The following is a 20,218-nucleotide window of genomic DNA, read 5'->3' as shown; positions in this document are numbered from 1 at the left end:
TGCTTTTTTGGAATCGCCCCTTCGGTTTTCACTACATAGCTGACACCACAGGTCGCTGCCAGCGGCCTGTGCCCTGTCTGAAAACCAATTCGGGAACTCATTGATGACCCTACTCAGCGCCAGCCTGACCACCGGGCGCGCACCGAACATAAACTGGGCGCCCCTCGAGAGGTTGGCGCAAGCCCCAGCCACCCCGCCGCTCTCCAGCGACAACACCCGCGCAGCAGGCGACAAGGCCCTGGCACAAAACCTGTGCAATGCCTTGGCAAATGGTCTTCAGGGGCAAACGAATATCGTGGTTCCGCCTCACTCGACCCTGGGCGTGTGGCAAGCCCAATTGAACAACGCACTGAAGAACCCGGAATTTCAGTATTGGGTGAAAACCCAGGGCATTCCTCCCGGGAGCATCAACCTTTACCCGGATCTCAACCAGCTCACCGCCACCATTAACAATCGGACAAAGGTCTTCACCCTGGACGATCAATCCGGATGGCGCGATGTTGCAGGCCCGGTACTGGCTGCGGCGAAGATCTTTGCCGGCGGTATTAACGGGCCTGTCGCGCACTACCACAGCAACGCAACCGACGTTCCGCATTGGCTGGTGGCAAACTTCTACGGGCAGGACCTTGATCCAACGAGCCTTGCGCGGTTGGCCAGCACCTACACCTTCGCCCCGCCCGTCGAAAGCCTGGCCGCATCACGCAGCGAGCAGGCCCTGCAAAACCAGCAGCAGGCACTGGGTGACATCAATGACCGTAAAACGCTGAGGTTGAAACTGCATAACAAGGTACGCGCGGGTATGCGCCTGGCCGGCTTCAACGTCGACCCCCACTCGTCCCACCAACCCAAGGGATTTACCAGCGCCGAAGACTTCATCACCGGCAAAGGCTGGAAGCTGCCAACCACAAATGAGGGATTCGATAACCTGTTGGCTGTATTAGGCACGCCAGTTCCACAAAGCCCGCCCCTGGCTGATTTCTGGGGACTTCTGTCCACGCCAGTGCCATTGAGCGCCGCTCAGCGCAGGCGACTCAGCGCCGCAACACAAGCAGAAATCGCCCCCGGCCAAACATTGCTTTCCACCTTGATGGGCCCCACCAATAGCGCTACGCCCACCTCCCCCCGCGAGCAACTCGAACAGATGCTCACTCACCCCAAAGCCCTGGCGCTCGGGCAAAGACTGGAGGCCGAACTGGGCGTCCTGCCCACCCCCACCAGCCGTCGCGAGTTGGTGCTGTCGGCCCTGGTACTGAGCCTGGACCCCGACGCCGGAGCCACCCGTAACAAGATTGCGCAATATCAACTTGATCAACCCGATAACTGGGGAAAGAAACCGGCAGACATTGTTCAGTCTCTCGGCGAACACCTGATGAACCAGAGTCGCGTACAACCCGCGCACAAGGGTGTCGCCGCCTACCTGATGTTGTCTCACGTAGCGCCAGCACTTCTGGTCCAGGGGTTGCCCGACGATCTGCGCTATGGGACCCATCAGTGGGCCGCGCTGAGCAGTGCCATATCGAAAATAGAGCACCTGGCGCCGGGCGCAAGCGCCACCATGGGCTACCAGCAAATCAACGATCTCGCAGAACTGGAGCCGATTACCGACAATGAAGAAAAGCTGGACCTGTACACCCGGCGCGAAGCAATGATTGATTGGGCGATTACCAACGGTGCCCTGCCAAAAAAAGATGACGGCAATTACTCGGAAGGTGACATCAGCACCGCGAAAGCAGCCTACCAAAAAGAGTTTTCGGACCTGGGCTTTGCCGGCCAGCATTTGCTCAAGGCCATACCCACCCGCAGGCAAATGGCGCTCGATGATTTGAAGCGTGTCTATGGAGAGTCCGTCAATCTGGAAACCCCGGTATTGCAAAGCATCGACGGCGACCAGAATCGTTTTTACAGCCTGTTGGACGCACACATGTCGAGCTCGCTGCACAAGGGCGACTGGCGCTCAATCAGCAGCAAGGTCTCCATGAAAGAGCTTGAGCAACAGTTCCCACGCCTCAGCAATATTCCATGGCGGTTCAAGTCCACTTCCGATTCTCATCACTTGAACCTTCAAAAATCCGAGGCCATTTTGGTCCAACATCTTCTATCGCAGTTGCCTGAAACCCATCGGGAACACCTCAACCTCGGCACGCAGAAGTTTTACGGGCTGAGGAAGGCTATTTCCGGCGCGTCACACCTGGTCAGACAGGAGGCCATCGAAAATGCCAAAGGTCGCCATGGAATCATTATTCGCTCGGAACTCGGCGCAGACGTGCGCTACTACGAGGTGTTCCCCGGCCTGAAGAAAATCGTCGTGCGCACCGACCTGCCAGCGGACCTGCCGGCGGGGAGAAATATCGTTCCCTACAGCAATTTTGAAACCGACAAACGCCAGGCTTTCGACTGGAACGCCTATAGCAGCGGCACAGAACCTGTAGCCGATGCACAGTCGGGACTGATTATTGAAGAACTGATTCCCCAGACGGCCTGGGCCCCACCGCCCCACGAAAAGGCGCCCGCCCTGTCCTACTCAAACAGTAAGACAGCCTACCTGGCCAGTGTCGCCGCGAATCAGCATTTGGTCTTGCCCAAGGAGATGTTCACAAGCATGGCCGGAGGCGAAAGCGCCATCGAGTTGCAGCAGCGTTACGCCGAAGCCGGTGCCGCCGCCGCACTCGGCCTCATCCCTTTTGCCAACACCGTGAAATATGCAATTGAAGGCAACGCGGCAGAAGCTATCGGCAGCTTCCTGACCGACGCCACCATGATGGTGCTACCGGCCCCCAAAGGCATGGGTATGGCACTGCGCCATGGCGTCAAATCGCTGAATACCCTCAGAGTCATGCTGAAGAAAGCCACACCCCACGCCGATGACTTGGCGGGACTGGTGGCGGGATCCCACAAAAACGCCAAGTCGTTTTACTCGACCATTCCCGCCTTCGGGCACAAATTTGCTGTTGCCAACAACTTGCTCAAGGAAGCCAGCATCGCCAAAGGCACCATCAGTTCGATAGGCAACGGCTCTGAAAGGACTGCACTGCTGGCGAAGTTCGAGGGTGACAAATGGTATGCCGTCAACCCCAATTCGGGCACCGCCTACGGTACGCCGCTGGAGGGTTTTGTGGCCGAGACCAATACGCGTAACCTCCAAGACTTCTTCTCTCCTGCCGCGCCAGCAGACAATGATTTGTCCGATCTCTTTGTGGTTAAAATCAGCAAAACCAAGTACGGCGACGAGGCGGCCTTCAAGAGAGGTTATGACACGCTAAAACCCGACGGTGTACCCGGTTACAGCACGGGGATGAGCCCTTACAGAATCAAGGAACTGATTGTGAACGGCAACCTCACCGCGGAGCAGATCGGAAGCCTGGTTCGGCAACGGGAAAAACTGTTTATCGCCCACGCGCGTAGTGGCGCCGAAGTATTCAAACGTGAAATAGAAGCCGCTGGCGGCACCACTCGGGGCATGCCGCAAAGCTTTTACCTGGCGCTGACCAATTTCGATGTGGAGGGTGAGTGCGCAGCCCTCTCCAGCGCAATGGCCGTGGCACTCGGGGAAGGCACCGAAAACACCTTGTTGGATAACCTGGCCTATGCCATGGCGAACCCCGATTCCGCTGAAGCCAGAACATTCATCAACGACCTGTCAGCCCTCCAGTCCAAAGTCGTCACTGAGATCAACTTTCACGGCGCGAACGCAACGGCAGCCATCCCTTATACAAACATCATTGCAGGCCTGAGCAATGCCAAGGCATCGAAAACCCTGATGATCAGCACTTCAAACCATGGAATGCTCGCCGGCGTCCGTGTGTCGCCGAACGATGCCAGCCTGAAAACCTGGTTCTATTACGACCCCAACTATGGTTTGGCGACATTCCCGTCAGCGAAGTCGATGGCGAAAGGTCTTGAGAAAACCTTGAACAGCGGCACGGTTGGCAAGAGCCTCAGTGCTTTCGGCACTATCCTGACAGGGCGGATGTACAAGACCAGTGAGTTCGATGTAAGTGAGCTTGCGCAGCGCAACTTCAGCATAGACTCCACCAAGACACACACCTTTGATATCAACCGCATCAAAGGCCTGTCTCAGCCGCTTGCATAAACAATCGAGTTGCCCAAGGCACCGTTACATCCTTTAGCGGTGCCAGGGCGCTCATGGTTTAATTGCACCCTTTTTTGCCACCCCGAAGGAAACTGCTATCCATGAGCCTGCCCGCCACCAAAGTACTGGTCATTGGTTATGTCTGGCCGGAACCCCGCTCTTCAGCAGCAGGCGGACACATGATGCAGATCCTCGAGAGCTTTTTGGCCGAGGGCTGGGACATCACCTTCAGCAGCCCGGCCGTCACGGGCGAACACAAGGCCGACTTGCCCGCCCTGGGCATTCGCGAATGTGCGATTGAATTGAACAACAGCAGCTTCGATGACTTTATCCGGGAACTGTCCCCGGACATCGTGCTGTTCGACCGTTTCATGATGGAAGAACAGTTCGGCTGGCGCGTAGAAAAATGCTGCCCGAATGCCCTTCGCGTACTGGAAAGCTCGGACCTGCAGAGCCTGCGGGATGCCCGGCACCAGCGCCTCAAGGATTTCCTGAAGACGCAACCCGAGGCTGACGACTTCAGCCCTTTGTTCAGCCAGGACCTGGCCGCCGAGTTCGCTTACATGGCCGACACCGACCTGGCCAAGCGTGAGATCGCCGCGATCTACCGCTGCGACATCAGCCTGATGATCTCCGATGTGGAAATCCAGTTGCTGACCGAGCACTTCAAGGTGCCCGCCGCCCTGCTCCACTGGTGCCCGCTGATGCTGACGCCGCCCACCGTGGCCTTCGCGCCGTTTGAAGACCGCGCGCACTTCCTGAGCATTGGCAACTTTCGCCATGCGCCGAACTGGGATGCGGTGTTGTGGATGAAGAACAGCGTGTGGCCGCTGATCCGCCAGCAACTGCCGGGTGCTCAACTGCACGTTTATGGCGCCTACACACCGCCCAAGGCCACTGCCCTGCACAACCCGGCCCAAGGCTTCCATGTAATGAATTGGGCTGAGGATGCGTTGCAGGTGATGACTGCTGCACGTATCTGCCTGGCGCCGTTGCGGTTTGGCGCCGGGATCAAGGGCAAGCTGGCCGATGCGATGCTCTGTGGCACACCGAGCGTCACCACGCCAGTAGGTGCCGAAGCCATGGGTGAACCCTGGCCCGGCGGGGTCGAGCGCAGCGCCAGTGCGTTGGCAGCGCAAGCGGTTGCGTTGTATCAAGACCAGGAGCGCTGGACCCAGGCCCAGGAAGACGGCCGGCAATTACTTGCCCGCCGTTACGCCCAGGACCTGCATGGCCCGGCACTGGTGGCGCGCCTGGAGCAGTGCCGCAATGAGCTGAGCGAGCATCGTCGCAACAACTTCACCGGCAGCATGTTGCGCCATCACCTGCACAAAAGTACCCAGTACATGGCGCAATGGATCGAGGCGAAAAACCGCAGCCTGTAAACACACACGCTGGCGGGGGCGCGCCGCGAACGGGCTGCACTTTATCTTGAAATACTCCGCCAAACTCCCGCGGGCATTCTTCGGAACGCCTGCAGAGCGCGAAGCGACATAGTTGGATAAGTCGGCCGTATCGTCCGGCCTGCACAGACCGTGTCGAATATTTCAAGGTGGTTCCATGAGCAGTGTTGAGTCCCGTTTCCTTGCCTCCAACGGATACATCCTCCCCCAAGACAATGGCGAGACCCTTCGGACCCGCCGCTCAACCGACACTCCACCGACAACCAGCTCGCCGCCGACGCTGACACAAACCCGTAGCGCACTGGTCGAACAAGGTGACAAGGAAATGGCCCTGGGGTATGCCGAGGCCCTGAGTGCGCGCTCGCTCGCCATCAGAACCACCCAAAGCCTCCCGCTCAAGGAAGCCGTGCGCGTCGCGCCTTACTCAACGTTTAGCCAGCCCTGGTCACGGCTGGACAGGGCGTTGACTTCAGAGCCCTTTGCCAGTTTTGCCAAAGCAAAGAACATCGACCTTTCCACACTATTACTGTATCCCGACTCCCAAACCATCCGGCTCAGTGGCCAGGCCTCTGAGTTCAACGCCCACAATACGCCCGGCTGGAACACGCTGACCGGCGACGTTTTTGCCGCCCTGGGCGAGTTGTCCGTCGACAGGCAGCACGGCCCGATTCAATATTTCAGCAAAGACAGTGCGCCTGCCAATGTGGTTGCCGCGTTCTATGGTGAAACGGATAGATACCCTGCCGCAGCCTTGCTTGGTCGCGTTGGCCAGCTACTGAACCAGGGTGATTTCGACGCCCTGCAACCGCAGACTTCAAGCAATTCACACGTCGATGCTATTCGCCAGCGCCAGGAAAGTGCCAAGCAACACCTTGTCGGTTTATCGCCTGAGCAGTTCAGCGCACTCGCCCCCGTCAATGAAGCATTGATACCTTCAGCGCGGACAGAACTGGCTGATCAACAACTGGCCCGAATCTGCGCACGGGAGCTGCTCTACCTTCGCCCTGAAATCCGTCCCTATGGCCAAACGGCAACGAACGAGCTGACCGACCTACCGGAACACTCGGGCTTCGGGCAAGCGCGCGAAGCGTTGAAAACCGCACTGTCCTCTGATGCGTTCGTGCAATTTGTCAGGAAGCACAGCATTTCGATGTCCAGTGTCAGTATTGATCCAGGCACAGGTGAGCTGAGCGGCCTGGTCAATGGCACACACAAAACGTTCAGCCTCAATGACCTTTCAGGATGGTCAGATGTAGGTGGGGCGATCCAGCAGGCCGCCAAACGCATGGTGGGTGGTTCAACGGCGCGGGTACATCACCCGGCTCATAAGCCGGCCACGCTTGAACAAGTGCTGGGCTTCTACGCCCAGCCGACACTGGGCACTGACCTGCTGGACGTACTCAAACAGAGCGCCGCCCTGCAAAACGGCTTCCCGCGACCCGCCTCGCAACCATCTCATAGCCCGCCCCCGGCCACGACAGTGGCCGTTGTTGACGAAGCCGACGCCAAGGCCGACGCCGAGGTGGTGCAAAACCTGGCAAAAGCCACCGCTCAGCAGGCCGACGCATCGATGCAGGTGTCTCCCTTGTCGACGCTGGGGCAATGGTTAACCCAATTGCGTAGCGCACTGGGCAGCCCTGCTTTTCAGGACTTTATCCGAGACAACCGCTTTATAGCCTCCAGCATCCAGTTTCATCCTGGCGACTCAAGCGTCAGCGGGTTGGTCGACGGGAAATGGGTGAAGATCCCCATCAGCAATGGAAGTATCTCGAATGCCGCGATCCTGACCCTGGCAATCGCCGAAGCCGTCGTCATCGGCGGCGGACTGCCTGCGCCGTTGTCTTACCCTGAGGTAATGAGCGGTACGCTGAAAACATCGATGGTAAAAGCGTTCTACGACGACAGTTTCAAATCCGTTCTCAAATCGGAGAAAGCCCGCGGTCCACAGGCGCTGGCCTCTCATCGTCGAGTCGTTGGCGATATCTATGATCGGGACAGTCTTGGGAAGGAACTAAAACTGATTCGTGCTCGCCTGGACGCGAGCCGAATCACGCCAAACACACTCCCCGATGTATTGGCCAGCCACCGTGTGAATATCCACCCCGGTTCAACCTACAGTCAACTGCACACTACCGAGCCTGGGGCCTCTGCCAGCGTCGAAAGCTTCCTGAAAACCTTGGGCAAGCCACTGCCGGAGAACCGGGAACAAGTCGACGCGCTTGTGACATTCCTCACCGGTGGTGCCGAGCTTTTTTCCGAAGAAACGCTCTTGGTGGACGGCTATTCCCGCGCACTGAGACGAGCGGCCGACGGTTTATCAGAGGAAACAGTCACCGTTCCAAGTCACTCCTCGCTGGGCCGTTGGCTCGAAGCCTATCGCGATTTGTTTGACCACGTAGCGATCAAGGAATGGCTGGTCCGGCAACACGTCGATCCAGGTACCTTCAAGGTTGTTCCCTCGACCGGGCAAGCGACAGCCATGGTGGGCGGCTCCCCGAAAACCTTTGAGCTGACAGATGATTCAGGCTGGGCGTCTATCGCCGGCCCGATCCTGACGATAGGCAAAATAATCGTGCCAGGTTCCGGACAATCGCTACAGATGCCCAGCTTGAGTCGTTTCATTGACGTACCGTTAAGTATCGTCGCCGGGTTTTACAATGAGCCCCGCAGTAGCACTGTCGCTCAAGCCCGGGAAAGGGCTGACTACCTGGTACAACGGGGGGCATTCGATTCCGTGCTGGCCGCTCCTGGGCATTCGATCCCCTCCCTAAAAAAACAGCAAGAGCAAAGTACGAGCTATTACGACAGCCTGGCCCGCGCCGAGGCTGAAAAAGCCATGTTTCAAAGCCTTGCCGACACAACCGGCAAGGCACTGCCAAACCCACGTGCCGAGGCAAAGAAATTGGCCGAGGCGATCATACTGAAGCTCACCGGCAAAACCGTGGATGCCGATACGATTTATCACAACCGTTTTGGCACGGCCCGCACGTCCGAAGAGCTTAATCACCGCCGTATCAACAGTTCACTACGCTTGCCGGATGCATTACTGAAGAACTTCACTGAAGCCGACTGGGAGCCTGGCATGCTCGATGCGACATCGGGCTTTTACACGGATGCCGCGGGTTACGGTGAACACCACAAGTTGGCACTCGCCCCTTCGAGCGTAATGAACGAAAGCTGGAAAACCGATATCCAGAAGAATTTTACTGCCAAACTCGGTGACTTCTGGGACAAGCACCGTGACGACTACCGCACAGTCCTCAAAGGCCAGTTTATTGCGCGGGCCCGCCAGCAATTGAAGGCCTATGAAGCGAAAACGCCTGCGGAACAGTCAAAGCTTGCGGATGAACATAAATTCACTGCCGATGACTACCGGCTGGTGATGGCCGCAGCGTCGAATATTTCGGTAGAGCAGGATGCCGCAACAACCGTAGAGCAGTTGAGGGCTTCAACATCGACCCGTGGCCTTGTCCGTGCCCACGCCCTGGACATCAACGGCTATGGCTCTAACGATATCGTGCGTTTTACCGCCCAGGACGATGGGCAGTACCTGTACCTCAACGGTCGGCGTGACGGCAGGCAGGTGCTGTACGTGCCTGGTGGAGATCCGGCCTTCGTGCGCTTCGACTCTCTGGAAAAAATGGATCAGTGGATCGTCGACCAGGCCAAGGATCCGGACAAACGCAAGGCCCTGGCCTCTCACTTCTCGCTGTCCGACCGGCAAGACGGCACCAGCTATTACGGGGTCGACGCATCCTTGGCTCATCTGGCAACTCGCGGCTGGGATTCGCTGGAGGGCACCACCATTGATCGCGGCAACATCAGGATTCACGGTGATGTGTTCAAGCACATCACAGGCACAACCGAAAAACGCCTGAGCAGTGACGCAGACACTGCAATCAAATCAAACAGCGAGGTGATTCGCGACACGTGGCTCAATGACGTCTCAACGACGGCGGAACTGCTGGGAAAACTGTCACCCACAAGCTTCCTCGCCGCCGGCGCTACCGCAGCCGCCGCGCTCGCTGAGATGGCGCTTGGCATAGAGAAATCCGTTTCGGGCGACACCTTGTCCGAGCGCCGTGACGGCACCATGAAAGCGTTGGACGGTGCACTCAACACCCTGTTTTCCGTGGGTGCCAGTAGTGTTCCTGAAGATCCTTTCATCGCGCCAGGCACACGAGCGCCATCAACGCTCCTGCTGCAAAAAGAAACGTTCTTTGACGGCACCAAGGCGTTGGTCACCGAGCAATCATTGGCGGAAGATGCCTATGTCATCTCACGCTCCGACGGCTTTGATGTGGTGGATGGCGAGAAAGTCTACCGCTATAACGCCAAACGGCCTGGCAAACTGACGGACGTGGAATCAGCCGGGCACGAGGCGGAGTTGGAGAACTTCGAAGCCGTTTGCCCACTGCCACCCGCGCCGGGCGCGAGAGTGAGACGAGGCACCAACGATGAGTGCTTCTCCAGGATCATCGTCAGCACCGGCAACGAACTGCAGCAGGAGTTGCAGGCATTGGAGCATGAGCGTCTTTTTCCTTCCCCGCGCAAACTATTCAACAGCGACCGGTTCGTTGTCAGGGAAAGGCGCATACATAAAATGGTCGACACTGAAATGGGCACCAAGCTTGTACCTTTGCCCATCAGCCAGCCCATCGAATACAAAATGCATATCGATGGAAAAATAATCAACGATCCAGGTTTCGGCCTCCCCTTTGAGAAAACCAATCCGTTTCTTGAAAAAGAAACGCGTGTGGTGAAGCTCGGCAGCATAACCCGCAGCGTCAACGATCAACGTGAGATGAGGGGCATAGTGGTGTCCAGCCCTAAAGCGGGTGATCCATCGAAATATCTGGTGATTGAGGCTGATACTGCTGAATTCTATTACGTGAAGCTCACTACGCCACCCGCAACGGATGTGTCATTCCTCAAATGCAACGCTACAGAATTTGAGTTGGCGTTAGCACAAAAATATCGATCAAAATTTTATATACGGCAGGGCAATTCAGCACATCCGAACGACGCCAACTTCATCGCGCTGCCGAAACTGAACGACGCGTATAAGTCACTGGAAAAAAATGGCTACTCAAAAGCTCAAATCAATGACCTGAAAAACAAGACCGCCACGATGACCCCTGAGCAGCAGCGTGAGGCAGTGTTCCAGTTGCAAACGCGAGGCGCGCTCGGCAAAACCAATGTTTCAATGATGCCGAACAAGATTTCCGTCCTGACAAAACCCAATGACTTTGCCAGCATGACCACTGAACAAAAAAACCGGTTTTATGCGCTGAGTGCAAAGGAATCGGTGGACCGAGCGATGAAAGCCACAGGGTTGGGTCCCAGCAACCAGATACGCTCAGTTTCCGACATAAAACGCGCCGATGCCGCGAACGAGGCCCTTGTATGGTTGCGTAAAACCGCGAATCCCCGCACGAATGACCTTGGAGCCCAGGCCTTGAAAAGTGGCGCCGGAAACTGTGGGGAGATGAGCCTGCTCGCCCAGGAGATCATCATCGAAAGTGGTGGGCGCGCTTATACCTGGGCGGCGGGCGACGCTCACGCATTCACCGTCGTTGGCGGCCCGTCTATCTTGCCTGGCGGTACCGTCGACTTCTCGCAACCCCAATGGGCTGATGCCTGGATCGTTGACCCTTGGGCCGAAATAGCCTGCCCCGCCAGGCAATACACCGCCGAACTGGAGGCCACCATGAAAAGATGGGACGCATTGGGGTGGAAGATCCGGGAAATTGGAAACCCAAACATGAGCCCCCTCGATAACAACTGGACTGACACGCTGTTCAATTTGCCGAAAACCCCGGATGACCATGGGTACAGCCAACCCGCCTTGAGCGCCTGACCCGCCGATACCCAGTCAAATGACGGCGCGATGCCTGGCCAGTTATGGATGATCGCGCCGTTTTTTGCGAGGCGAAAAACCGCAGCCTATAAACACCGACGCTGGCGAGCTGGCGCACAAGGGGGCATTATCCTTTTTGCGACCACACAATAAAGCGACTGCAGCATGACCCGAGCAGCGAGAATCACCGATCCTTCCTACGAGCTGATGGACGATCACAACGGTCTGTCCATCATCTATCGCCAACACGGCTTCCCGTGCCCGTTAGTGCGCTGGCATTTCCACAAGGAATACGAGCTGCATTTGATCGTCGCCAGCTCCGGCAAGGTGTTCATCGGCGACTACATCGGCAACTTCTACCCGGAAAGCCTGTTCCTCACCGGCCCCAACCTGCCCCACAACTGGATCAGCCAGGTGGCCGAGGACGAAGTGGTGCCCAAGCGCGACATGCTGGTGAACTTCACTGACGACCTGTTTGAAGGCGGCGGTCAGATATTCGCCGAACTCAAGACCCTGACGCCGCTGCTGGAACGAGCGCAATACGGTATCGAATTTCGCTGCAAAAAGACCATCGCCCAGGCCATGAACCTGATGCAGCGCATCGAGGACGCCCAGGGCATGGCGCGCCTCGGGCACTTCTTCATCCTGCTGGAGGTGCTCAGTGCCTGTGAGGATTACCAGTTGCTCTCGGGCGTGACCACCCCACAACTGGCCGATGAACACAGCATCGACCGCACCAACCGCGCGGTGGACTACATCTTTGCCCACTACGCCCGGGAGTTGTCCCTGGAAGAAGTGGCTGAATACCTCGGCATGAAGCCCACCTACTTCTCCCGCGTATTCAAACAAGCCACCGGGCGCACCTTCATCGAGTTCGTCAATCGCCTGCGTATCAGCAAGTCCTGCGAGCTATTGGCCGATGGCGATAAGGCCGTGACGGATGTGTGCTTTGAGTCGGGTTTCAACAACATCTCCAACTTCAATCGCCGGTTCCAGCAGCTCAAAGGCATGACGCCCTCGCACTACCGGCGTTTGGCGGTGCAGCGCCTGACCGAGCAAAACCTAGCTTAATCAATTCAACTCCCCCCTGTAGGAGCGAGCTTGCTCGCGAAAGTATTCCAGGCGCATCGCTGCGGTGGATGTACCTTTTTCGCGAGCAAGCTCGCTCCTACAGTAAAGCCCTGCGCGATAAACCGTTTCAGCGCATTTACGACCGAGTGCAAAAAAGTATCAGTAAAAGTGCTCCCAAGGATTTGTCAGCACGCCAATTGAAGGCTGTAATCAACGCACACTCTTCCAGCAGTCGTGGAAGACACAACAACAATAACTGTCCTTCTGTAGCCACTGGGCGCAGAAATGGAGTGCGCGATGAAGTTCACAGCTAAAGCTCTGCTTGCCTGTACCTGCATGACCCTCAGCGCCGTCAGTCTTGGCGCGCAAACCCTGACCATTGCCACCGTCAACAACAGCGACATGATCCGCATGCAGAAGCTCTCGAAAACCTTCGAGACCGAGCATCCGGAGATCAAGCTGAATTGGGTGGTACTCGAAGAAAACGTCCTGCGCCAACGCCTCACTACCGACATTGCCACCCAAGGCGGACAGTTCGACGTGTTGACCATCGGCATGTACGAAGCTGCACTCTGGGGCGCCAAAGGCTGGCTGGAACCGATGAAGGACCTGCCTGCCTCCTACGACCTGGACGACGTTTTCCCGTCCGTGCGTGACGGCCTTTCCGTCAAGGGCTCGCTGTACGCCCTGCCGTTCTACGCCGAAAGCTCCATCACCTATTACCGCACCGACCTGTTCAAGGACGCCGGGCTGACCATGCCTGAGCACCCCACCTGGACGCAGATCGGCGAGTTCGCCGCCAAACTCACCAACAAGGACAAGGAACAGTACGGCCTGTGCCTGCGGGGCAAAGCCGGCTGGGGCGAGAACATGGCGCTGATCACCACCCTGGCCAACGGCTACGGTGCGCGCTGGTTCGATGAGAAGTGGCAGCCGGAATTTAACGGGCCGGAGTGGAAAGACGCGCTGAACTTCTACGTCGACAACATGAAGAAGTCCGGCCCGCCGGGCGCTTCCAGCAACGGTTTCAACGAAAACCTGGCGCTGTTCAACAGCGGTAAGTGCGCGATCTGGGTCGACGCCAGCGTCGCCGGCTCGTTTGTAACCGACAAGACCCAAAGCAAGGTGGCTGACCACGTCGGTTTTACCTTTGCACCGCACGAGAAAACTGAAAAAGGTACTTCGTGGCTGTACTCCTGGTCCCTGGGGATTCCAACCAGCTCCAAAGCCAAGGACGCCGCCAAGGTCTTCACCACCTGGGCCACTTCCAAGGAATACAGCCAGTTGGTCGCCAAGACCGACGGGATTGCCAACGTACCGCCAGGTACCCGCACGTCGACCTACAGCGACGAATACATGAAGGCTGCACCGTTTGCCAAGGTGACGCTGGAATCGCTGAAAGTCGCGAACCCGAAAGACCCGTCGGCCAAGCCGGTGCCGTATGTGGGCATCCAGCTGGTGACCATTCCTGAATTCCAGGCGATTGGTACCCAGGTCGGCAAGTTCTTCTCCAGTGCACTGACCGGTGGCTCCACTGTGGACAAAGCCCTGGCAGATTCACAGACCTTCACCGAACGCGAAATGAAGCGGGCCGGTTATCCCAAGTAACCCCCAACACCTGTAGGAGCGAGCTTGCTCGCGAAAAAGGTACATCCACCGCAGCGATGCGCCTGGAATACCTTCGCGAGCAAGCCTCGCTCCTACAGGGGCTTTGCGTACCTGTCTCTAATCGGTCCTGATCACCATGAATACCACCACTGCCCAAGTGCAAACCGCTTCGCCGGACAAGCCGCGTAAAAGCCGCTTGATCAACCCCGGCTGGTTCCTCGTCAGCCCCTCGGTGGCCTTGTTGCTGCTGTGGATGATCGTGCCGCTGGGCATGACCCTGTACTTCTCGCTGATTCGCTACAACCTGCTCTACCCCGGCGAAAACCAATTCGTGGGGCTGGAGAACTTCACCTACTTCATCACCGACTCGGGCTTCTTGCCCGGCGCCACCAACACCCTGTTGCTGGTGGGCAGCGTATTGCTGATCAGCGTGGTGTTTGGCGTACTGATCGGCGCCCTGCTGGAAGCCAGCGAGTTCTTCGGTCGCGGCCTGGTGCGGGTGTTGCTGATTTCACCGTTCTTCATCATGCCCACCGTCGGTGCGCTGATCTGGAAGAACCTGATTTTCCATCCGGTGTCGGGGATTCTCGCCTACGTGTGGAAGCTGTTCGGCGCCCAGCCGGTGGACTGGCTGGCCCATTACCCGTTGCTGTCGATCATTATCATCGTGTCCTGGCAGTGGCTGCCTTTCGCGATCCTGCTGCTGATGACCGCCATGCAGTCCCTTGACCAGGAACAAAAGGAAGCCGCCCGCCTGGACGGTGCCGGCGCCATCGCGATCTTCTGGCACCTGACCCTGCCGCACCTGGCGCGCCCGATTGCCGTGGTGGTGATGATCGAAACCATCTTCCTGCTCTCGGTGTTCGCGGAAATCTTCACCACCACCAACGGTGGCCCCGGCTACGCCTCGACCAACCTCGCCTACCTGATCTACAACCAGGCGCTGGTGCAGTTCGATGTGGGTATGGCCTCGGCCGGCGGCTTGATTGCCGTGGTCATCGCCAATATCGCGGCGATCATCCTGGTGCGGATGATCGGCAAAAACCTGACTGACAAGCCTTGAGGGCCGCGCCATGACGCTTCAACAATCCCGCCGCCTGCAAAGCGTGTTGCTCGGCACCTTGGCCTGGGCCATCGCGATCCTGATTTTCTTCCCGATCTTCTGGATGGTGCTGACCAGCTTCAAGACCGAAATCGACGCGTTCGCCACGCCGCCGCAGTTCATCTTCACGCCGACGCTGGAGAACTACCTGCACATCAACGAGCGCAGCAACTACTTCAGCTACGCCTGGAACTCGGTGCTGATCTCCTTCAGCGCCACCGCGTTGTGCCTGCTGATCTCGGTACCGGCCGCCTACTCCATGGCCTTCTATGAGACCAAGCGCACCAAGGGCACGTTGCTTTGGATGCTCTCCACCAAGATGCTGCCGCCGGTGGGCGTGCTGATGCCGATCTACCTGCTGGCCAAGAGCTTCGGCCTGCTGGACACGCGCATTGCGCTGATCATCATCTACACCCTGATCAACCTGCCGATCGTGGTCTGGATGGTTTACACCTACTTCAAGGACATCCCCAAGGACATCCTCGAAGCCGCCCGCCTGGACGGCGCCACCCTGTGGCAGGAAATGGTCCGGGTGCTGCTGCCGATCGCCAAGGGCGGCCTGGCTTCCACGGTGTTGCTGTCGCTGATCCTGTGCTGGAACGAGGCGTTCTGGTCGCTGAACCTGACCTCGTCCAACGCCGCGCCGTTGACCGCGTTGATCGCCTCCTACTCCAGCCCCGAAGGTTTGTTCTGGGCCAAATTGTCTGCCGTGTCGACCCTGGCCTGTGCGCCGATCCTGATCTTTGGCTGGATCAGCCAGAAACAGCTGGTCCGCGGTTTGTCCTTCGGCGCCGTGAAGTAACGGCTCCTTTAAAAATATTTAAAAGCGGAGGCCCATCATGGCCAACCTGAAAATCAAGAATCTGCAAAAAGGCTTCGAAGGTTTCTCCATCATCAAGGGCATCGACCTTGAAGTGAACGACAAGGAATTCGTGGTGTTCGTCGGCCCGTCGGGCTGCGGTAAATCCACCCTGCTGCGCCTGATTGCCGGCCTGGAAGAAGTCACCGAAGGCACCATCGAGCTGGATGGTCGCGACATCACCGAAGTCACCCCGGCCAAGCGCGACCTGGCGATGGTGTTCCAGACCTACGCGCTGTACCCGCACATGAGCGTGCGCAAGAACATGTCGTTTGCCCTGGACCTGGCCGGCGTCGACAAGAAGATTGTCGAGAGCAAGGTCAACGAAGCGGCGCGGATCCTCGAGCTGGGCCCTCTGCTTGAGCGCAAGCCCAAGCAGTTGTCCGGCGGCCAGCGCCAGCGTGTCGCCATCGGCCGTGCGATTGTGCGTAATCCGAAGATATTCCTGTTCGACGAACCGCTGTCCAACCTCGATGCGGCCCTGCGGGTGCAGATGCGCCTGGAGCTGTCGCGCCTGCATAAAGAACTGCAAGCCACCATGATCTACGTGACCCACGACCAGGTCGAAGCCATGACCCTGGCCGACAAGGTGGTGGTACTCAACAGCGGCCGCGTGGAACAGGTGGGCTCGCCGCTGGAGTTGTATCACCAGCCGGCCAACCTGTTTGTCGCAGGCTTTTTGGGCACGCCGAAAATGGGCTTCCTCAAAGGCAAGGTCAACCGCGTGGATGCCCAGAGCTGCGACGTCGAACTGGACGCCGGCGGCCGCATCAGCCTGCCCCTGAGCAGCGCAACCTTGAGCGTTGGCAGCGCAGTGACCCTGGGCATTCGTCCGGAACACCTGGAAATCGCCACCCCTGGCCAGGCCACCCTGACCGTTACCGCCGATGTCGGTGAGCGCCTGGGCAGCGACACCTTCTGCCACGTCATTACCGACAGCAAGGAGCCGCTGACCTTGCGGATCCGTGGCGACATGGCCAGCCAGTATGGCGAAACCCTGCAGTTGTACCTGGACCCGACCCAATGCCACCTGTTCGACGCTGACGGCGTTGCGGTCGCCCGCCCACTGCGCGCCGCCGCCTGATTTCGCGAGAATTTCCTGATGAAACTGAATAAGCAAAACCTCACGCAACTGGCCCCTGAAGTGCAACTGCCAGCCTATGCGATTGCCAACACCCGCCAGGGCATCGCGCACATTGGCGTCGGCGGCTTCCACCGCGCGCACCAGGCGTATTACACCGACGCCTTGATGAATACCGGCGTGGGCTTGGACTGGAGCATTTGCGGGGTCGGCCTGCGCGCCGAAGACCGCAAGGCACGGGACGACCTGGCCGGCCAGGACTACCTGTTTACCCTGTATGAACTGGGCGACACCGACGATACCGAAGTGCGTGTGATCGGTTCCATCAGCGACATGCTGCTGGCCGAAGACGGCGCCCAGGCGCTGATCGACAAGCTGGCCAGCCCAGAGATTCGCATCGTCTCGCTGACCATCACCGAAGGCGGCTACTGCATCGACGACAGCAACGGCGAGTTCATGGCCCACCTGCCGCAGATCCAGCATGACCTGGCCAACCCGGGCTCGCCGAAAACCGTGTTCGGCTTTATCTGCGCTGCGTTGACCCAGCGCCGGGCGGCCGGGGTGCCGGCGTTTACCGTGATGTCCTGCGATAACCTGCCCCACAACGGCGCCGTGACTCGCAAGGCCCTGCTGGCCTTCGCCGCGTTGCATGACGCTGAACTGCATGAGTGGATCAAGGCCAACGTCAGTTTCCCGAATGCCATGGTCGACCGCATTACGCCGATGACCAGCACTGCGCACCGCCTGCAACTGCACGACGATCACGGCATTGACGACGCCTGGCCGGTGGTCTGCGAACCGTTTGTGCAATGGGTACTGGAAGACAAGTTCGTCAACGGCCGCCCGGCATGGGAAACGGTAGGCGTGCAGTTCACCGATGACGTGACGCCGTACGAAGAGATGAAGATCGGCCTGCTCAACGGCAGCCACCTGGCGCTGACGTACCTGGGTTTCCTTAAGGGCTACCGCTTCGTCCACGAAACCATGAACGACCCGTTGTTCGTGGCCTATATGCGCGCCTACATGGACCTGGATGTCACGCCAAACCTGGCGCCGGTGCCGGGGATCGACTTGACCGACTACAAGCAGACCCTGGTGGACCGCTTTTCCAACCAGGCGATTGCCGATCAGTTGGAGCGCGTGTGCTCCGATGGCTCGTCGAAGTTTCCCAAGTTCACCGTCCCCACCATCAACCGCCTGATTGCCGACGGGCGCGAGACCGAGCGTGCCGCACTGGTGGTGGCCGCGTGGGCGCTGTACTTGAAAGGTGTGGATGAGAATGGCGTGATCTACCGCATCCCGGATCCCCGCGCCGAGTTTTGCCAGGGGCTGGTGACGGAAGATGCGTTGATCAGCAAGCGGCTGCTGGGGGTGGAAGAGATTTTTGGTACGGCTATTCCCAACTCGCCCGAGTTTGTGGCAGCGTTTGAGCGGTGTTTCGAGAGCCTGCAGGATGTGGGTGTGAGCAAAACGCTGGAGCGGCTGCTCGCCAAACTCAACTGACGGAACCGAATCAAAAATGTGGGAGCGGGCTTGCTCGCGAATACGGTGGATCAGTCAATATTTGCGTTAACTGACACACCGTATTCGCGAGCAAGCCCGCTCCCACATTGACCGAGTTCTCCATAAAAATAGGCTGAGCGACCCACCATGACCCAGCAAAACCTCTATCTCGGTATCGACTGCGGCACCCAGGGCACCAAGGCCATCGTGCTGGACGCCAGCAGCGGCAAAGTCCTGGGCCTGGGCGCCGCCAGCCATACGCTGATCAGCGGCGCCAATGGCCGCCGCGAACAACACACCCAGGAGTGGCTCGACGCCTTTACCGAAGCCACCCACCGCGCCTTGCAACAAGCCGGTGTGGACGGCCAGGACATCCTCGCCATCGGCGTCTCCGGCCAGCAACATGGCCTGGTGCTGCTCGACGACCAAGGCCAAGTGCTGCGCCCGGCCAAGCTGTGGTGCGACACCGAAACCGCGCCGGAAAACGATCGCCTGCTGCAACACCTGGGCGGTGAAAGCGGCTCCCTGGAGCGCCTCGGCGTGGCCATCGCTCCCGGCTACACCGTGTCCAAACTGCTCTGGACCCGCGAACAACACCCGGAGGTGTTCGCGCGCATTGCGCATATCCTGCTGCCCCACGACTACCTGAACTACTGGCTCACCGGCCGCGCCTGCGCCGAATACGGCGACGCCTCGGGCACCGGTTATTTCAACGTACGCACCCGGGAATGGGACCTGGCACTGCTGCGCCACATCGACCCCGAAGGACGCCTGGAAGCCGCACTGCCCAAGTTGATCGAAGCCAATCAGCCAGTGGGCACCCTCCTGCCGGCCATCGCCGAGCGCCTGGGCATCAACCCGAATGCGCAAGTCTCCAGCGGCGGCGGCGACAACATGATGGGCGCCATCGGCACCGGCAATATCGCCCCCGGCGTGATCACCATGAGCCTGGGCTCATCCGGCACCGTGTATGCCTTTGCCGATCAGGCCAACGTCAGCCCGCAGGCGTCGGTCGCGACGTTCTGCTCCTCCAGCGGCGGCTGGCTGCCGTTGATCTGCACCATGAACCTGACCAACGCCACCGGCGTCATCCGCGAGCTGTTCGACCTGGACCTGGCGGCGTTCAACGCGCGGGTGGCCGAGGCACCGATTGGCGCCGACGGCGTGAGCATGCTGCCGTTCCTCAATGGCGAACGGGTGCCCGCCCTGCCCCACGCCACCGGCAGCCTGCACGGCCTGACCATGACCAACCTGACCCGCGCCAACCTGTGCCGCGCCGTGGTCGAAGGCACCACCTTCGGCCTGCGCTACGGCCTCGACCTGTTGCGCCAGACCGGCCTGCAAAGCCAGAGTATCCGCCTGATTGGCGGCGGTTCGAAAAGCCCGGTGTGGCGGCAGATGGTCGCGGATATCATGAACACCGAAGTGATCTGCACCGAACAAAGCGAAGCCGCTGCCCTGGGCGCGGCGATCCAGGCGGCGTGGTGCCAGTCCGGTGAAAGCCTGGCGCAGCTGTGCCAGCGTTGCGTCAGCGTCGACGCGGCCAGCCGCACGCTGCCGGACGCCGACAGCGTCAGCGCCTACCAGCAGGCTTATGAGCGTTATCAACAGCACGTGGCATCCCTTTAAGAGCGAACGAAT

Annotated in this window: 10 protein-coding genes; all 10 read left to right on the top strand. The window is 58.9% G+C overall.

Features of this window, described 5'->3' with window-relative positions; translation table 11 throughout:
• Positions 1–103 precede the first annotated feature (103 nt).
• The 10 genes from ACA046_RS15640 to xylB all read left to right on the top strand — a co-directional run bounded on the left by ACA046_RS15640 (position 104) and on the right by xylB (position 20,206).
• The gene (locus tag ACA046_RS15640; RefSeq protein ID WP_497676976.1) at positions 104–4,090 is read left to right on the top strand and encodes an Mcf1 protease effector domain-containing protein; all 3,987 of its coding nucleotides are present in this window, start codon (positions 104–106) and stop codon (positions 4,088–4,090) included.
• A gap of 101 nt (positions 4,091–4,191) precedes the next feature.
• Complete coding sequence (locus tag ACA046_RS15635) at positions 4,192–5,475, top strand: glycosyltransferase (protein WP_497676975.1); 1,284 nt, start codon at positions 4,192–4,194, stop codon at positions 5,473–5,475.
• Between the two features lie 175 nt (positions 5,476–5,650).
• A complete protein-coding gene (locus ACA046_RS15630; protein WP_497676974.1) occupies positions 5,651–11,353 on the top strand; it encodes a dermonecrotic toxin domain-containing protein in 5,703 nt (1,900 codons plus the stop codon).
• A gap of 165 nt (positions 11,354–11,518) precedes the next feature.
• Positions 11,519–12,424 (top strand): AraC family transcriptional regulator, encoded by a 906-nt coding sequence (locus tag ACA046_RS15625; protein WP_076013610.1) that lies wholly within the window; start codon positions 11,519–11,521, stop codon positions 12,422–12,424.
• A gap of 297 nt (positions 12,425–12,721) precedes the next feature.
• On the top strand, positions 12,722–14,032 hold the full coding sequence (locus tag ACA046_RS15620; protein WP_076013611.1) for an ABC transporter substrate-binding protein: 1,311 nt from the start codon (positions 12,722–12,724) through the stop codon (positions 14,030–14,032).
• Between the two features lie 136 nt (positions 14,033–14,168).
• Positions 14,169–15,095, top strand: coding sequence for a carbohydrate ABC transporter permease (locus ACA046_RS15615; protein WP_497676973.1), 927 nt, complete (start codon positions 14,169–14,171; stop codon positions 15,093–15,095).
• A gap of 10 nt (positions 15,096–15,105) precedes the next feature.
• A complete protein-coding gene (locus tag ACA046_RS15610; protein ID WP_003215312.1) occupies positions 15,106–15,936 on the top strand; it encodes a carbohydrate ABC transporter permease in 831 nt (276 codons plus the stop codon).
• 37 nt (positions 15,937–15,973) lie between these two features.
• Positions 15,974–17,077 carry an ABC transporter ATP-binding protein gene (locus ACA046_RS15605; RefSeq protein WP_497676972.1) on the top strand — a complete coding sequence of 368 codons (1,104 nt, stop codon included), beginning with the start codon at positions 15,974–15,976 and terminating at the stop codon, positions 17,075–17,077.
• A gap of 18 nt (positions 17,078–17,095) precedes the next feature.
• Positions 17,096–18,577, top strand: coding sequence for a mannitol dehydrogenase family protein (locus tag ACA046_RS15600; protein WP_459021154.1), 1,482 nt, complete (start codon positions 17,096–17,098; stop codon positions 18,575–18,577).
• A 147-nt stretch (positions 18,578–18,724) separates the two neighbouring features.
• Positions 18,725–20,206, top strand: coding sequence for a xylulokinase (gene xylB, locus ACA046_RS15595; RefSeq protein WP_497676971.1), 1,482 nt, complete (start codon positions 18,725–18,727; stop codon positions 20,204–20,206).
• Positions 20,207–20,218 lie beyond the last annotated feature (12 nt).

The sequence above is a fragment of the Pseudomonas sp. LBUM1641 genome (assembly GCF_059716235.1).
This window is presented reverse-complemented; position numbering and strand designations above follow the sequence as displayed.

What these genes read in the sequence shown, in the direction of transcription:
- ACA046_RS15640 (WP_497676976.1), top strand. Translation starts at nt 104, where the DNA reads ATGACCCTACTCAGCGCCAGCCTGACCACCGGGCGCGCACCGAACATA.
- ACA046_RS15635 (WP_497676975.1), top strand. Translation starts at nt 4,192, where the DNA reads ATGAGCCTGCCCGCCACCAAAGTACTGGTCATTGGTTATGTCTGGCCG.
- ACA046_RS15630 (WP_497676974.1), top strand. Translation starts at nt 5,651, where the DNA reads ATGAGCAGTGTTGAGTCCCGTTTCCTTGCCTCCAACGGATACATCCTC.
- ACA046_RS15625 (WP_076013610.1), top strand. Translation starts at nt 11,519, where the DNA reads ATGACCCGAGCAGCGAGAATCACCGATCCTTCCTACGAGCTGATGGAC.
- ACA046_RS15620 (WP_076013611.1), top strand. Translation starts at nt 12,722, where the DNA reads ATGAAGTTCACAGCTAAAGCTCTGCTTGCCTGTACCTGCATGACCCTC.
- ACA046_RS15615 (WP_497676973.1), top strand. Translation starts at nt 14,169, where the DNA reads ATGAATACCACCACTGCCCAAGTGCAAACCGCTTCGCCGGACAAGCCG.
- ACA046_RS15610 (WP_003215312.1), top strand. Translation starts at nt 15,106, where the DNA reads ATGACGCTTCAACAATCCCGCCGCCTGCAAAGCGTGTTGCTCGGCACC.
- ACA046_RS15605 (WP_497676972.1), top strand. Translation starts at nt 15,974, where the DNA reads ATGGCCAACCTGAAAATCAAGAATCTGCAAAAAGGCTTCGAAGGTTTC.
- ACA046_RS15600 (WP_459021154.1), top strand. Translation starts at nt 17,096, where the DNA reads ATGAAACTGAATAAGCAAAACCTCACGCAACTGGCCCCTGAAGTGCAA.
- xylB (WP_497676971.1), top strand. Translation starts at nt 18,725, where the DNA reads ATGACCCAGCAAAACCTCTATCTCGGTATCGACTGCGGCACCCAGGGC.